Source organism: Rhodococcus sp. IEGM 1241 (genome assembly GCF_033142365.1).
Taxonomy (GTDB): domain Bacteria; phylum Actinomycetota; class Actinomycetes; order Mycobacteriales; family Mycobacteriaceae; genus Rhodococcus_F; species Rhodococcus_F erythropolis.
In genome coordinates this window covers 173,180-188,068 of record NZ_JAWLSE010000001.1, presented here as the reverse complement: position 1 = coordinate 188,068, position 14,889 = coordinate 173,180, and the positions used below count along the sequence as shown (strand labels likewise).

The window sequence follows — 14,889 nt, the reverse complement described above, 5'->3', positions numbered from 1 at the left end:
AGGACGGGTAACCTGCGCCACTGCTTCTGGTAGCAGAACCCGGGTTCGACCACATTGCCTGCGATGGTCGACCGTGTTCACCGTAGATGGCCTGCCTTCCATGGGGCACCATTTCAGAAAAACTCATCGAACAGCCTGTAGAAGGCGATCTTCTCGGTGTCGATCCTATCCGAGCCGTAGCGTTCTCTGAACCGGTGCACATATCTGGGACCGAACCAAGGGTCATCCTCAATCCTCAACTGACGCACTGTCAGAGCAAGGTCGAGATGCCTGTCCGCACGTCCCAATCGACCCACATCGATCAACCCGGTCACCTGCCACGTCAACGGGTCGAGCAGCACGTTGCCCGGACACAGATCGCCATGGCAAACGATGACATCCTCGGTGGTGGGGCGCGTTCGATACAGCTCGGTGAGGAGCTGCTCACCCGACCACGCCTGGACCCGTCATTTGTCAGACACGCCTTAGGTACCGGTGCGCAGTCAGACCGCTGTCAGACCGGCACCTAGTGGGAGCCTGCCTGCCGATTCTCCCTCGACCGGTTCTTTGACTTGCCTTACGTTCAAATAGCTTCCGGTCGATGCAGTGGCAGCCCACGACGGCGTCGCCGGATATTCGCATCCTCGGCGTTCCTCAAATGATCAGCCATCTTGACCAGCACCTCTTGAGAGGCCGGGGAGAGTCCGTTGGTGATTCCCAGTAGACGGCGCGGCCCCTCAAGAGATAGCCGCTCGATATACCGGGCATCGTCCCGCTTCCCCTGGTCTGATTCGAGACCGTAGCGGAGGTCGTAGAAGTAGTCGGGCGGGACGTCGAAAAGCACTGCAAGTGCGTGTATGACCTGGGCTGACGGGGCACGGCGAACGCCGGAGCGAAGCTGTGACAGATAGGGCAACGAGATGGGGTAGCCCTGCCTGCGAAGGGCTTCGCAGGCTTGAGCATTGGTCAATCTGGGTCGGTGACTGTCGAACAGTGCGTTCAATCTCGTACCGAAGACGCCATATCCGTCCTCGTTCAGCATCTACTTTTTCTCCGTGCTGCGTTGCGATTCTGACACATTCCCCCGAGCGGACGAATCGTCTGCTCGGGGAAATGAGCAATCGAAAGGGTCAGACTTGAAGTTCGCCGAGCGCGTCGACGATCAAATCGGTAACTGCAGATGGCTGCGACGCCAAGGACGCGTGTCCAGCCGACAGTTCGACAAGTTTGCGGGGGTTCATTCGCTCAGCCATCATTCGTTCGTTGTCGGGATGGATCATCCGGTCCTCACTGGAGATCTGGTACCAGCTCGGCTTGACCTTCCACGCTGGTGTGGTAACCGTGTCACCGAAAGTACTTGCCAAGGGTGCTTTTTGGGTTACTGCCATGATCAGTGAATCGCTGACGTCGAGATCCTGGCAGAAGCTTTCGCGGTACTTTTCCTGAAGGATCCAAAGGTATCCGTCGGAGTCCGGTGCCAGATTTGCGGCAGCGGCAGGCGGGTTTTGTTCGGTGATACCGCCAGGGCTTTCGCCGGCGTCGGGTGCGAACGCTGCGATGTACACCAGTCCGACGATGTTGGGGAGGTCCCCCATTTCGGTGATGACGGCGCCGCCGTAGGAGTGCCCGACCAGCAGAACTGGGCCATTAATTTGCTTGACCATCTTGCGTGTGCGTTCGGCATCGTCAGCGAGTGATGTCAGAGGCAGTTCGACGGCGCGGAGATTCGAATATCCCCTGGCGTGCAGATCTACGATGACTTTGCCCCAGTGGGCCGCGCCACCCCAAAAACCGTGTACCAAAACAACAGTCACGTCACTCATGTCGTTCCCTTCGGTTGGTGTTCTTCATGCTTGGCAGTAGCTGTGCCACCGCCATTGTCGATCAGGCCGTTACACACCGCACGCGGAGTTGACGGGTACCTTGTTGATTCGGTCCCACAAGAATTTCGCCGCAAGAGGCATCCCGGTTGCCGTCCCGAAATCGTGACTGAGCGTTGATCCCGGCAGCAGCGGGGGTGTCATGTCGTCTTGTGTGTATTCAACCGCCGCCCCCAAAGCGCACCATCTATCCCTCAGCGCTGCAACGGAATCCGCGGGAACGATGTCGTCGTTGGTAGATGTGTGCAGGTATACCGGCGCAGAGGGGGCCGTGTGTCCGATTTGCTGATCGTCGACAGTGGCTGCGAGTACCGGCTCTTCCGAGAGGATCTGTGAAAAGGATTTACCGTCGACCGTGTAGTCGGTAGTACGGGTGCCCAGCGATGTCAGCCCGGTGTCCGGCACGCATTGTGTCGCGCTGGTCGTCAGCCATTGCTTTCCCTTGTCGTTGAGACGGCGGTCAAGAACCGGCCCCAGTTCGGGATACCGCGCCAACAGGCTGTTGACGGTGTATCCGACCGCTCCGGTGAGCAGTGACCCATCTGCCTTGCGGAGGACTTCGCGTAGGTCGGGATCAGGAGCTCCAGCGTACGTTCCGAGCATGTTCAGCTCCGGCGCGCGTTCACCGACGATTTCCGCCGCGGATGCGCTGGCGCCGCCGCCTTGGGAGTAGCCCCAGAACGCGATCGGTGTGGAGTCGGGCAGATTCCACAGTTGATTGGAGGCGCGTGCGGCGTCGACGACGGCGTTGCCCTGCTCGACTCTGTTGACGTAGGTGTGAATCCCAGGGGTGCCGAGCCCGATGTAGTCGGGCATGACCACGCGAAATCCTGCAGTGAGCAGCAGATCCGCATCCGCGAGAGAGTAGTTCACTGGCAAACTCAACTGAGGACTGACCTGAACATTGAAGCCCCACGTAAGGTTCTTCGAACTGGCGCACTGATCGCCCTGGCCGAACGTACCCGGAGCAACAACGACGGTAGGTCGTTCACCGGGACCGCGCCAGGGAAACGCCGGCGTGATGGCTGCACCCGTGGTGGCCACGGGAGTTCCGTCCACGAGCGTGGAGGTGTACATGATCTTCTCGGCATTGCCTGGCCATGTGCCAGGGATGCCCGGTATCTGGCCGAGCAGAGAGGCGGGCTCGGATTTGATCATCGTGCCCTCCCCTTCCGGCAGCGTCGTGGGTGGTTGATAAAAGTCCTGCGATTCCGCTTGTGCGAGAGCAGGAGTCATGGAAACAGCTCCTGCAGCGAGTATGCCCGCTGCCGCGAGACGGAGTAGTGCAGCTTTGCGCATTTCTTCTCAGATCATCCGTGTAAGACATTGTTGTCTAACTTTCCTTCAAAGTAGCGCATTTGTGACGGGACTCGCAATGGTGGTCGCGTCTCGGCATTCGCCACAGTTGGCGTCCGTAGGGGTGCCTGCATGGCGAGCTAGTGCCGAGGAAGATGCTCGGCCTGCGGAGAAGCGCCCGAACACAGAGGGGGTCCGAGGAAGGGAAAGAGGCGCGGAATACGAATTCGATCCGGCACTGCACCGGAAGGCCCACCGCGAATTAACTGACCGAGACGTCCGTACCGATCAGAGCGCTCAGAATAGTGGACATGACTTTGACAAGGCCGTCGACGGGCGGACGGGCGGGTGCCGTGCTCCACTGATGCACGAGAGCCATGAGTGCGCCGATGAATGCCGTCGACGCCATTTCGTATCCGCCGGGGGGAACAAAATCCTCACCCACGGCACTCTGAACTGTCGTTTTGAAGAACGCGGCCCATTCTGTGCGCCGTTCAACTCGATGTGCTTCCACTCGCGGGCTGACCCCGACGATGTCTACGTACGAGATCTGGGCGCGCCGAGGATCGTGGCCGATCGACTCGACGAACGCTGTCATCGCCGTCTCTGCGAGATCGGCAAGCGTCACAGGGTTTTCGGAGGCGATCGCAGTCAGCATTGCGTCCCGCGCGTCGCTTTGAATCTGGTCGTACAGTGCGATCAACAGATCTTCGCGGCTGTCGAACTCGTCGTAGAACTGTCGTCGTGCAAGGCTCGCGGCCGTGCAGATGTCCGCGACAGAACTCGACGCGTAGCCCTTGTCCGAGAAGACTGCCAGCGCAGCCCAAATAAACTGCAGTCGCCTTTCGGCACGTCGGGCCGACACGGGTCGACCGCCGTAGTTTCGAGTCTCGCCACTGACCTCCTGCACGTCGTTCATGGTAGTCCCCTGGCTCGGCGGGCGCCGCAGAGACCTCAGGCGTAGATCGCCTCTACGTCGAACGCGTAATTTGCGAGGATGACGTCACGTTTGAGCGATAACTTCGGCGTCAGTTCACCGGCACTCTGAGACCATTCGGTGTCGAGGATGCGGAACTGTTTGATCTGCTCCGCCTTCGAGACCAATTTGTTGGTTTCCGATACGGCGCTGTCGATTTCGGCGTGCAAACCGTGAACGAGTTCGAGGTCGGAGACGGATACTTGCGAGCCCAGGCCTCTCCGCTCCCGCCACGCCCGAAGTGCCGTGGAATCGAGCGTGATCAGCGCACTGATGAATGGCCGTGCGTCGCCGAGCACCATTGCCTGATTGATCAGGGGGTGGGCACGGAGGGCGTCCTCGAGTGGCGCCGGTGAGACATTCTTTCCCGCAGCAGTGACCAGTATTTCCTTCTTGCGGCCGGTGATGAAGACGTAGCCCTGCTCGTCGATGGTCCCGAAGTCTCCGGTCCGGAACCATCCGTCGTCAAAGGCCTCCGCAGTGGCGTCGTCGTTGCGCCAGTACTGGTCGAAGACGACGGGACCTTTGACGAGGAGTTCTCCGTCCTCGGCAACTTTTGCCGAATGACCGTCGAAAGGTCTTCCCACTGAACCGATCTTGTGATGGCTCGGCGTGTTCAAGGTGATCGCGGCGCTGGTTTCCGTCAATCCGTAGCCCTCGAGTACGGGGACGCCGATGCCGTTGAAGTAATGCCCGAGGCGTGCCCCTAGTGGTGCGCCGCCTGAGACGACGTGGGTGCACTGACCACCGAGCACTGTCTTGATTCTCCGGTAGACGACCCAGGAGAAGATCCGGTGTTTGAGCGCCAGCCCTGGCCCCACGCGCGCAGACGACTGACGGCAGCGGCTCCATTCGATAGCCACATCTGCCGCTGCGTCGAAGATGTTCCCTCGCCCTGCGTCCTGCGCATTCTGCCTGGCACCGTTGTAGATCTTCTCGAAGACGCGCGGCACGGACAGGACGAAATGCGGTTTGAATTCGGCGAATTGGTCAACCAAGGTGGCCCAGTCTGAAGTGTGTCCGACGGTGACTTTTGCATCGAAGGCACTGAGCGAGACCACTCGCGCGAAGATGTGTGCCAGCGGGAGAAACATGAGTGTGCGCCTTCCGTCTCGCAGGGCCGCGGACAGTGCATTTCGTGCAGCCATGGATTCGGCGAACAGATTGCCGTGCGTCAAGACAACCCCTTTGGGGCGCCCGGTTGTCCCGGATGTGTACACCAGGGTGGCGGGCGTCGAAGCGCTCACCGTTCGGCGTCTGGCGACGACTTCTTTTCGGTCTGTCAGCTTCCCTCGCCGCATTAGTTCATCGATAGCGCCCGCATCGATCTGTAGCGTTTCGCCGAGCTTGCCCAAGGAGTTTTCGATCGTGTGCACGAGTTCGCGGTGAGCGGGGGTCTCGACGACGAGAAGGACGGCCCCGGAATCGTTGAGGATCCACGACACCTGCTCGGCGGACGAGGTCTCGTAGACGGTGACAGTGCATGCGCCTACGGTCCAGATCGCGTAGTCGAGAAGCACCCACTCGTAACGCGTCGACGCCATGATCGCCACGCGATCCCCCGGGGAGATACCCGAGGCAATCAACCCGCCAGCAACAGCTGCGACCTGCTCCGCGAATTCTTCCGCAGTGACATCGGCCCACTGCCCGTCCTCGCCGCGTTTCCTGAAAGCGACGAAGCCCGGCGACTCGTCGGCATAGCGAAATACGCTATCAGCCAATGATATCCGACTGGGCACAGTCAATGTGACTGATGAATTGAAAGCGCGCATGTCTGTCGATCCCCTTCGAGGAGCAGCTCGATGGCAGTCTCCCCGCCGAGTTCGAACAATGTTAGACGTGAGTATCTCACTTTGTCGAGCGCCATCCCGATCACGATCGCCCCCGACGAGTGACACATCTTCGGCCATCCCAATCATCGTGCTAGCGCTGATTCAGGTCCTTCCACCGCTGCGGCCGGGCAGCGCTACCGCGGACAAGATTTTGGGATCCAACCAATCACGTGTAGTTACAGAACAGGGGAACCGAGACCACGCCGTCTGAGATGGATATCGCCCGCCGCTGAATCCACAGACATATCGCGCAGCTGCAGACTGGGCGCGCCAACCGTAAATCACGAGCACCACAGGCAGCGGCCCCCAATTGAACCGGCAGATCAAGCATTGGCGAGTACGGCCAGGGTCAATGCGACCAGCACCTCCCGAGAAATAGTGCACAAACCCACACGGTCGACAAGAACGGCAGTGTGAACAAATCCCAATGTCGTTTGCAACGCCCGTTGGGCACAACGGACGGTCATCTCAGGGTTTGCAGCAGTAAGTAGGGCGCTCCATTCGGCGAAAAACTCCGTTTGTTGCTGTTGATCCCGTGCACTCATCGAGGGCGGGCCGTCCAGAAGTAGTGTAGTGAGAATTTTTCTGTCTAGCGCAAGGCACACATAGCCATCCACCAAGGTGCACACTGCCTGGGCGGGGCTGTGAGCGTTGTCCAGGGCTGAATGGAGAAGCGTCCATAGCGTGTGCATCACCCGCTCCGTGACCGCACGAGCCAAATCGTCCTTGGTTGGAAAATAGCTGAATAAATTCGCCCCAGTCACTTTCGATGCCGCGCCGGACATTGCTATGTCGAAACCATCGCTGCCGAAGATCCCGATGGCTTGCGCCAAGACTTTTTCGCGTTTCGAGGTCAGTTCGAATCTCGATTCTCGGCGCAGACTTCGCGCGGAGGGAATTTCCGCAGCAGCGAGCGCTTGAGAGGCGCTGTGAAGGAGTGCGGCGAGTTCAGTCGCACCGATACTGGTGGAATGCCAACTAGCGCTCACCAACACAGCATGTATGCCCCACGCTAGTTGTTCCGCTTCTGAGGCCAGAAGATCGCTTCGTTCCTTCAATAGCGCTTCGGCCAAACCCGAGGCCATTCGACGCAGACGTGTGCGAAGCTCCCCGTGTAATTCAGCTGGAGCGTGATGCAACTCTCGCCACCACAACACTCCCACATCGCGTCGATGCGCGACGTAAGAGCATACTTTGGTCAAGGCTGTTGTGAGCGAGTCAGAGCCCTCGAACATCGGGTCGACAGAATCGAAACTCGACTCTATGACTGCAACCAGCAGCATCGATTTGCTGGGAAAGTGACGGTACAGGGCACCCGCCGTAATTCCTACATCGCCGGCGACCTGCGTCATGGAGACATTTCGATATCCAGCCGCAACGATACGACCTCGCGCCGCACACACGATCTGGTGTTTGCGATTTTTGGGCCTACTGCGAGGGGCGGAATCGCTCGCGAACATTGGAACCTTCTGATCAATTAGGTAGCAGCAAGACAGTTACCAAAGGCGGTATGGCTGGGCTTTTCGCTTCACCCACTCGCCTCGATCCGAAGCACTGATTCGATGTGAACTCTTCGCAGACGGCGGCGCGTGCGCACTAAAAGCTCACTGAACCGATAATTCGGACTGCATGCCGGCACTGTCATGCACGCGCTCAACCGCCGACTTTCGTTGCGGAACAATGCTAAATCGATCATTTTCGGACGTCGTGAGAGCACTTGCTCATCCGTCAGAATCATGAATCGAACTGCATAGCTTTCAGTTGCGATTTCTGCACCTTTCCCGTCGCAGTCAGGGGCAACGCTTCGATGAACTCGACTGTATGGATGCGCTGATAGGGGGCCACCTTCTCACTCACATACTCCACCAGTTCAGAGGCCGAAACCTGTTTTGTATCAGTTGATCTGACGATAAAAGCCATCGGAATTTCCCCGACCTCGGGATTCGACCTTCCGATTACTGCACTCTGGGCAACCCCGGGGTGGGAGCACAGTATCTCCTCGAGCTGAACCGGATATACGTTGTACCCCTTGTAGATGATCATGTCTTTGCTCCGGCCGACGACAAACAGATTTCCTTCGCTGTCGAATCTGCCCAAGTCTCCGGTTCTGAGCCAACCGTCACGAAATTGGAGCGCTGTCAGTTCGGGTGCGGCGAAGTACCCGGCAGTGACTTGCGGTCCGCTCGCCCAGATCTCGCCCACTTCGCCGGTCGCGACTTCTTCTTCGGTTGCCATGTCTCGCAGTGAAATTCGTGTATCGAAGACCGGTAGCCCTACGCTGCCGATCGGTGATCGCGCATCTGGGTTGTTCAGCTGATTGGTGAGAATGGTTGTAGCCTCACTGAGCCCGTAACCTTCGATGACCTTTGCGTTCGCGAAGATCTCGCCCATACGACGCAACGTGGTCGTGTCGATGGGTGCAGCACCTGAGAATACCGAACGCACCGAACCCAAATCGTGAGCTGACTTGGTCGAGGCCTCGAGGAGCAGATGGTAGAACGCCGGGGCTCCGATCAATCTGTCGACCTTGTAGCGCTCGATGGTCGCGAGGTACTCGACTGGATCGAACCTGCCCAGCACGAGAGTAGTAGTACCGGCAAGTACGTGATTGCACTGTCCGACGAGAGCCAACCCGTGAAAGTACGGTGCGACGACGGCAACGACCCCTTCGCCCATTCGTTCCGAATTCTCGTGTACAGCAGCGGGTACCGGAACCATACGAATGCCACCGCCTTCGTCTCGTTCCGGAAGAGACGAGCTACGCCACGCGGTTGTTTGAATCGTACTGGCCACCAGATTGCGATGAAGAACCTGAACGCCCTTCGAGCGGCCGGTGGTGCCGCCAGTGAGTTGAAGATGCGCGACGCCTTGCGAACTCGTTAATCTTCGGGTGAGGGCCGGCGACTCGAGAAGCTGAGTGAGATCGACGTCCCCGGTTGCGCCGACTTGCGACGGGCAGTTCTCCGGGGCGGCCGCGGTCGGCGGGACGATGACGGTGAGTTCGAGGTCCGAGTTCTGTGCCGCACGGAATGCCGCCACACTGGTCGGGTGAACCACCGCGGCGCGAGGAGAAAACTCAGCCAACAATTCTCGCAGTGTGTCCGTCGGCTGAGTGTGGTTGATCGGGCATGCCACCGCGCCCGAACACAGAATTCCGAAGTAGACGACCGGGTACCACAAGGAATTGGGCATCAGGAGAACGACGCGGTCACCAGGTTGAACGCCCCTGTCCGACAATCCCTGCGCTATGCGGAGGGCGTGGTCGTAGAGTTCGGTGAAAGTAAGAGCATCGTCACCGTCACGTAGAGCAACACGGCTTCCGTAGGCACGGGCCGAGCCGGCGAGAATTGCGTCGAACGCAACGTCCGGATAATCGAGAGATACGGGCATGAAAGGCATTCCGTGCACATTTACTCCTGACGTCGTTAGCGAGCCTGCATGGTCGCGGCGGGAATCGGCCGCGCGTCGGCAGTTAGTGCCTGCTTCTCGCGGACAAGAACTTCTTGAGCGACCGTAGCAACCAAAACTCCGGTGCGAGTCCAGAATTCACCATTGGCCAGACCACGTCCGCCTCCCGAGGTGGGGCTGCGTTGAACGAACAGCAACCAGTCGTCGGTTCGGCACGGTCGGTGAAACCACACAGCGTGGTCGAGTGAAGTGAGAAAAAGCTTCTGGTGCGGCTTTCCTCCGACCTGGCGGTCGAGATGACCGAGGGCAACGGTTCGAGCCAGCGCGAGGTCCGAGCAGAATGCAAGTGCTGCGGAGTGCATCCCATGATCGCTCGACACGCCTCCTGTGATTCGAATCCACATGCAGCGATCCCTGCCGCCGCCGTGGTCGGCCGCGTTCTCGTCGGCCGAATTGCTGCTTATCGGGCGCACCTCCACTGATTGGCGAATGACCGAAGACGTGATACCCGACCAAAATCGATCCACGAGTTCACCTTGTGCTGGAACCGATTCCGGCATGGGAACGTGGGGCATCGCGATTTGGTGATCGGGACCGGATTCAACCTTCTTGAAGGATGCGGTCAGTGAGAGCAACGCATTGCCGCCCTGGAAGGCGGTCACCTGCCGTAGTGCATAGGTGCCACCGTCTCGGAGGATCCGCACTTGATACTGCACCTCGGTGCCTGGCCGACCCATGGACAGGAAATACGCGTGAAGCGAGTTCACGAACCGTGCAGGGTCGACGGTGCGCTGGGCGGCGAGCAGTGCCTGCGCGACAACGTGACCGCCGTAGGCGCGATCTGGGCCACCGGCACAGCAGGTTCCGCGAAATTCAGGTGCCCCGTCCAATGCCTTGCCGGCGTGAGTGAGCTGCAACAGGTCGTCCATAGGGTCTCCTACCGGCTCATGGATTTCGCGATGATCGTCTTCATGACTTCGCTGGTGCCTCCGTAGATTCGTGACACCCTGGTGTCGGCGTACAACCGCGCGATCGGATATTCGAGGATGTACCCATAGCCGCCGTGCAGTTGTAGACACTTGTCGATCACGCGCCCTGCCATCTCGGTGCAGAAGAGCTTGCAGATTGCAGCATCGACAGCACTCAACTCGCCGTCGTCCTCTAGTGCGACGGCGTGATCGACAAGTGTCTGACCTGCTGCGAGATCCGTAGCGCAGTCGGCAAGAACGAATTTGGTGTTCTGGAAGTCCGCGACCGGTTTCCCGAAGACGTGTCGGTCGCTGGTGTAGGAAACCGCGTGGGCGATGGCAGCGGCCGCGGTGGCGCACCCTCCGGCCGCCATGGCGAGGCGTTCACGGGGCAGGTTCTTTCCGAGGTAGCCGAAGGCCGCTCCTTCCTCGCCGAGTACATCGGCGACCGGCACTCGGACGTTGGTGAAGGAGACCTCGCAGGTATCGCTGAATTTCAAACCGATCTTGTCCAACCGGCGACCAACGTCGAAGCCTGCGGATTTCGTGTCGACGACAAACAGCGAGAGCCCGCCCCGGCGATTCTCACCTGGGTCGCCGGTACGGGCGACCACAACCATGTGTGTTGCCTGAGAAGCGTTGGTGATGAAGGTCTTTGCTCCGTTGAGGATGTAGCTTTCTCCGTCGTCGGAGAGCTTCGCGGTGGTGCGGATGGCGGCCAGATCCGAACCCGTACCCGGCTCGGTCATCGCCACGGCAAGCACGGCCTGCCCACTCGCACAGGCGGGCAACCAGCGCTTCTTCTGATCCTCGTTCGCGAGAGTGAGCAAGTAGGGCAGAACGATTCCGGCGCTCGCGTGGTAGTTGCCCAATGAGACACCGGCCAGCGCAGCTTCCTCTCCGATGATCATCAGGTAGCGATAGCTCGTCGGCCCCACGCCGCCGTACTCCTCCGGGATGTCGAAGCCCATGACTCCCAATTCGCCGAGCTTGCGGTAGAACTCGCGTGGTGCGTAGCCCTGTTCCTCCCACTTCGCGAACTCCGGGACGACCTCCTTGTGTAGAAAGGCCCGGAACACCTCGCGAAAGGCATCGTGCTGATCGTCGAAGATTGTGCGCTTCATGGGAAGTCTCCTTGTTCCGCGGACGACGCGGGGTTGGCTAGGTGTAGAGGCCGCGCAGTGACCGTTTGTCGGTCTTACCGGTGGCCGTGGTCGTCAGTGCTTCGACGAAGGCAACTGTGCGCGGTGCTTTGTACCCTGCGATTTGGGTTTTGACGTGATCGCGAATTTCTTCGGCGGTGGCATGCAGTTGTGGGTTGAGGACCACCACTGCATGTACGCGCTCGCCCCACTGAGCGTCGGGCAGACCGACGACGGCGCAGCGCAACACTGCGGGGTGGTTGGTGACGGCGTCCTCCACCTCGGCCGAATAGACGTTCTCGCCGCCGGTGATGATCATGTCCTTGGCGCGATCGACGATGAAGATGTACCCCTCGTCGTCCATGTACGCGAGGTCTCCGGTGTGCAGCCAGCCCCCGCGTAGCGCTTCGGCGGTCTCTTCCGGGCGGTTCCAGTATCCGAGCATGATGTGCTCGCCGCGGGTAGCGATCTCCCCGACGGTCCCCCGTGGGACCTCGTTGCCTTCTCGGTCGACGATAATGATTTCGGCGTGCAGGCTTGCACGGCCCGCCGAGCGCAGGCGAGGACCACCGGCCCGGTGGTCCGAGCCGAGCAGGGAGACGATGACCGCGGTCTCCGTCATGCCGTATCCCTGAACGAAGTTCGCGTTGGGGAAGCTCGACATCGCGCGTTCCAGGATGGCCGCGGGCATCGGGGCGGCTCCGTAGACAATCGATCTGACGCTGGTGACGTCCGTGTCCGGGAAGGCTGGATGGTTGTAGAGCATCTGCAACATGCTCGGGATCGAGGTCATGGTGGTCACCCCTCGGCCCGAGATCAGGTCGAGCACGTCGCCGGCGTCGAAGCGGTTGGCGAACACCACTGTGCCGCCGACCACGGTCTGGGCCATCATGCCGAGCAGGGCGGCAATGTGGAACAAAGGAGCCATCACCAGAGTGATCCCACCGATCTCGCAGGACCGCGCGAAGCCAGTAGCGCCCAGCAATGCGGTCGAGAGACTGCGATGAGAGTGCATGACGGCTTTGGGAGTACCGGTGGTTCCGCCGGTGTAGATCAACGCGGCCAAAGTGTCGCCGCCGGCACGCACATCGCCAACCTCGGGGCCTTCGACGATCAGGTCCTCGAAACCCACCATTCCGGCGGGAGACGGCTCGTCGCCCAAGTAGACGAGTGTGACCGTGGCGTCGAGTCCGGTCACCAGCAGCCGGCATTCCTCGTCGACGAGGACAAACACGCTACCGACTCCGGTGACCGCGTCGGTGACCTCACGGACGGAACCGTGGCGGTTGACGAGATTGACGGCAGCGCCGATCCACCACGTCGCCATCAACGACTCGAAGTAGCGGTCGGAGTTGAACGCCAGGATGCTGACCCGGTCACCCGGACCGACGCCACGCTCTCGCAGGGCTCCGGCGAGTCTGGACACTCGGTTAACGATCTGTGGAGCGGTACGCTCGCGATGCTCGCAGACGGTCAAGGGTCGGTGCGGCTGTTGTTGAACCGCCCTGTGCAGAAGGTGGGTCAGATGCATGGGCTCGCGTGCTCCTCGAGTCGGGTGGTGCAGACGGCGGATGGTCGGGGCGTCGACGAATCGACACCCCGACGAGTTAATCGATCAGGAATTCCGCGTCTCCCACGAGGGCGTTGACGCCGTTCTGGCGAGCGCAGACAAGTTCGACACGAGCACGTCGGCCGTCGTCGGCCTCGTAGGTGTCGACGATGACAGCCGAGCAGGTGAGTTCGTCACCGGGCCAGACCTTGTCGGCGAATCGAATCTTGAACCGACGCAGGTTCTCGACACCCAGCCAGTCGGTGACGTAGCTGGCCAGCATGCCTGCCTGAAGCATGCCGACGGAGAACACGGACGGGAAGCCGGTCTCACGGGCGAACGTGTCGTCGTGGTGCAAGGGATGGAAATCACCCGAGGCCCCCTGGTACTTGACGAAGTCGGTGCGTGTCAGCGGAGGGAAGGTCTTGCTCTCGGCCTGCTGTCCGGCTACGACGGTTTCGGTCGTGGTGGTCATTTCCCCTCCTCCTTGCCGCCCGTTGTGGCGGTCTCGATGATCGTGCTGTTCTGCGTCGCGATCAGTTCTCCGGACTCGTCACGGAACTCGGTGATCATCTTCGCGAAGGTCATCACGCCCCCGCGTTTTCCGGGCTTTTCGAAGCGGTCACCGACAGTGGTTTCGGCGGTCAGCTTCTGGCCGGCTCGTGGAAGTGGGCCGTGGAAGATGTACTCCTCCTCGCCGTGGAGGATGCGACGACGGTCAAATCCGAGCTTGGCGAAACCGGATTGATCTGCGGGCTCCCAGATCATTCGGCCGCTGGTGAGCATGGTCGGCGGGATCACCGCATTCTCACCGGCATGCTGTTCGGGGTTTGCCTTCACGGCCCGGACGAATTCCTGGACCTTGCTGTAGTCGAGCGGGAACGTGTAACTCACTTGGTTTCTCCTTCGATCTTCGGGATGCCGGCGCGCCGGGTCTCGACCGACTTGAGGAAGGTGTCGTCGCCGAGAAGCTTGGTCAGTTCACCGATGTCGAGCGGTCGGTCCTCACGAATTTCGTCGGCGATCGAGTAGCCGCCGTAGAGACCCACATAGCCGCCGTAGACGGCAAAAACCTGTCCGTTGAAAGCGCATTCGGCGCTCGACAGATATGCCACCAGCGACGAGCAGTTGGCGGGGTTGTAGCGGTCGAAGACAGACTCGTCGACGGGCTCACCGACCAAATCCTTGATGCCGGGCGTGGCCTTGACAGGTTCGGTGCGCGCGACGGGAGCGATGGCATTGGCCTTGACGCCGAATCGCTCGAATTCGCGAGCGGCATTGACTGCCTGGATGGCCAGACCGGCCTTGGCGGCGGAGTAATTCCACTGTCCGTAGTTACCGTGCAGACCGGATCCGGAACTGGTGTTGACCAGGTTGCGTGCCTCTTGCACGCCTGCCTTCGACTGGTCGCGCCAGTACCGTACGGCGGCACGCGTAGCCGAGAAGGTTCCCTTGAGGTGCACAGCGATGACCGAGTCGAACTCTTCCTCGGTCATGTTCCACAGCATCGCGTCGCGGATGATGCCGGCGTTGTTGACCACCGAGTGCAAGTTGCCGAAGGTGGATACTGCTGCCTCGGTGAGCTTCTCGCCGACGGCCATCTCCGCGATCGAACCCTCCACCGCAATGGCCGAGCCGCCGGCAGCGACGATTTCGTCTGCCACCTGTTGCGCTCCGCGCAGGTCGTTGACCACGATGCTGGCGCCTTCGGCTGCCATGAGTAGTGCGTGTTCGCGGCCGAGACCTGCGCCGGCCCCAGTGACGATGGCAACGCGTCCGTCGAGTTGTCCCATGATGTTTCCTTTCGTTCTTCGCGCCGAGCTACAGCGCTGCAGTGTTGAAGTGTTCGTGGAAGTGGT

Annotated in this window: 13 protein-coding genes and 1 pseudogene; all 14 read right to left on the bottom strand. The window is 60.3% G+C overall.

What is annotated here, in order from left to right:
• Positions 1 to 113 precede the first annotated feature (113 nt).
• Positions 114 to 434, bottom strand: a pseudogene (locus R4P70_RS00850) (phosphotransferase); the annotation flags it as partial.
• A 128-nt stretch (positions 435 to 562) separates the two neighbouring features.
• Entirely contained in the window at positions 563 to 1,021 is a 459-nt protein-coding gene (locus tag R4P70_RS00845) for a transcriptional regulator (protein ID WP_317830224.1), read from the bottom strand.
• Between the two features lie 88 nt (positions 1,022 to 1,109).
• Complete coding sequence (locus R4P70_RS00840) at positions 1,110 to 1,802, bottom strand: alpha/beta hydrolase (RefSeq protein WP_317830223.1); 693 nt, start codon at positions 1,800 to 1,802, stop codon at positions 1,110 to 1,112.
• Between the two features lie 69 nt (positions 1,803 to 1,871).
• On the bottom strand, positions 1,872 to 3,095 hold the full coding sequence (locus R4P70_RS00835; RefSeq protein ID WP_317830222.1) for a lipase family protein: 1,224 nt from the start codon (positions 3,093 to 3,095) through the stop codon (positions 1,872 to 1,874).
• Between the two features lie 322 nt (positions 3,096 to 3,417).
• Positions 3,418 to 4,074: a TetR/AcrR family transcriptional regulator gene (locus tag R4P70_RS00830; RefSeq protein ID WP_317830221.1), complete on the bottom strand. Its 657-nt coding sequence runs from the start codon at positions 4,072 to 4,074 to the stop codon at positions 3,418 to 3,420.
• Positions 4,075 to 4,109: 35 nt separating this feature from the next.
• The gene (locus tag R4P70_RS00825) at positions 4,110 to 5,903 is read right to left on the bottom strand and encodes a long-chain fatty acid--CoA ligase (protein WP_317830220.1); all 1,794 of its coding nucleotides are present in this window, start codon (positions 5,901 to 5,903) and stop codon (positions 4,110 to 4,112) included.
• Positions 5,904 to 6,286: 383 nt separating this feature from the next.
• A complete protein-coding gene (locus R4P70_RS00820; protein WP_317830219.1) occupies positions 6,287 to 7,423 on the bottom strand; it encodes a TetR/AcrR family transcriptional regulator in 1,137 nt (378 codons plus the stop codon).
• Between the two features lie 274 nt (positions 7,424 to 7,697).
• Positions 7,698 to 9,353 carry a class I adenylate-forming enzyme family protein gene (locus tag R4P70_RS00815; protein ID WP_317830218.1) on the bottom strand — a complete coding sequence of 552 codons (1,656 nt, stop codon included), beginning with the start codon at positions 9,351 to 9,353 and terminating at the stop codon, positions 7,698 to 7,700.
• A 35-nt stretch (positions 9,354 to 9,388) separates the two neighbouring features.
• Positions 9,389 to 10,300, bottom strand: a complete 912-nt coding sequence (locus R4P70_RS00810) for an acyl-CoA thioesterase (RefSeq protein WP_317830217.1) — start codon at positions 10,298 to 10,300, stop codon at positions 9,389 to 9,391.
• Between the two features lie 8 nt (positions 10,301 to 10,308).
• The gene (locus R4P70_RS00805; protein ID WP_317830216.1) at positions 10,309 to 11,463 is read right to left on the bottom strand and encodes an acyl-CoA dehydrogenase family protein; all 1,155 of its coding nucleotides are present in this window, start codon (positions 11,461 to 11,463) and stop codon (positions 10,309 to 10,311) included.
• 37 nt (positions 11,464 to 11,500) lie between these two features.
• A complete protein-coding gene (locus tag R4P70_RS00800; RefSeq protein WP_317830215.1) occupies positions 11,501 to 13,012 on the bottom strand; it encodes an AMP-binding protein in 1,512 nt (503 codons plus the stop codon).
• Between the two features lie 76 nt (positions 13,013 to 13,088).
• Complete coding sequence (locus R4P70_RS00795) at positions 13,089 to 13,505, bottom strand: MaoC/PaaZ C-terminal domain-containing protein (protein ID WP_317830214.1); 417 nt, start codon at positions 13,503 to 13,505, stop codon at positions 13,089 to 13,091.
• The gene (locus R4P70_RS00790; protein ID WP_317830213.1) at positions 13,502 to 13,924 is read right to left on the bottom strand and encodes a MaoC family dehydratase N-terminal domain-containing protein; all 423 of its coding nucleotides are present in this window, start codon (positions 13,922 to 13,924) and stop codon (positions 13,502 to 13,504) included. Before R4P70_RS00790 ends, R4P70_RS00795 begins: the two co-directional genes overlap by 4 nt.
• A complete protein-coding gene (locus R4P70_RS00785; RefSeq protein ID WP_317830212.1) occupies positions 13,921 to 14,823 on the bottom strand; it encodes an SDR family NAD(P)-dependent oxidoreductase in 903 nt (300 codons plus the stop codon). Before R4P70_RS00785 ends, R4P70_RS00790 begins: the two co-directional genes overlap by 4 nt.
• Between the last annotated feature and the right edge of the window lie 66 nt (positions 14,824 to 14,889).

Excerpts from the sequence above, each read along its gene's own strand:
- R4P70_RS00845 (WP_317830224.1), bottom strand. The coding sequence starts at position 1,021 with ATGCTGAACGAGGACGGATATGGCGTCTTCGGTACGAGATTGAACGCA.
- R4P70_RS00840 (WP_317830223.1), bottom strand. The coding sequence starts at position 1,802 with ATGAGTGACGTGACTGTTGTTTTGGTACACGGTTTTTGGGGTGGCGCG.
- R4P70_RS00835 (WP_317830222.1), bottom strand. The coding sequence starts at position 3,095 with ATGACTCCTGCTCTCGCACAAGCGGAATCGCAGGACTTTTATCAACCA.
- R4P70_RS00830 (WP_317830221.1), bottom strand. The coding sequence starts at position 4,074 with ATGAACGACGTGCAGGAGGTCAGTGGCGAGACTCGAAACTACGGCGGT.
- R4P70_RS00825 (WP_317830220.1), bottom strand. The coding sequence starts at position 5,903 with ATGCGCGCTTTCAATTCATCAGTCACATTGACTGTGCCCAGTCGGATA.
- R4P70_RS00820 (WP_317830219.1), bottom strand. The coding sequence starts at position 7,423 with ATGTTCGCGAGCGATTCCGCCCCTCGCAGTAGGCCCAAAAATCGCAAA.
- R4P70_RS00815 (WP_317830218.1), bottom strand. The coding sequence starts at position 9,353 with ATGCCCGTATCTCTCGATTATCCGGACGTTGCGTTCGACGCAATTCTC.
- R4P70_RS00810 (WP_317830217.1), bottom strand. The coding sequence starts at position 10,300 with ATGGACGACCTGTTGCAGCTCACTCACGCCGGCAAGGCATTGGACGGG.
- R4P70_RS00805 (WP_317830216.1), bottom strand. The coding sequence starts at position 11,463 with ATGAAGCGCACAATCTTCGACGATCAGCACGATGCCTTTCGCGAGGTG.
- R4P70_RS00800 (WP_317830215.1), bottom strand. The coding sequence starts at position 13,012 with ATGCATCTGACCCACCTTCTGCACAGGGCGGTTCAACAACAGCCGCAC.
- R4P70_RS00795 (WP_317830214.1), bottom strand. The coding sequence starts at position 13,505 with ATGACCACCACGACCGAAACCGTCGTAGCCGGACAGCAGGCCGAGAGC.
- R4P70_RS00785 (WP_317830212.1), bottom strand. The coding sequence starts at position 14,823 with ATGGGACAACTCGACGGACGCGTTGCCATCGTCACTGGGGCCGGCGCA.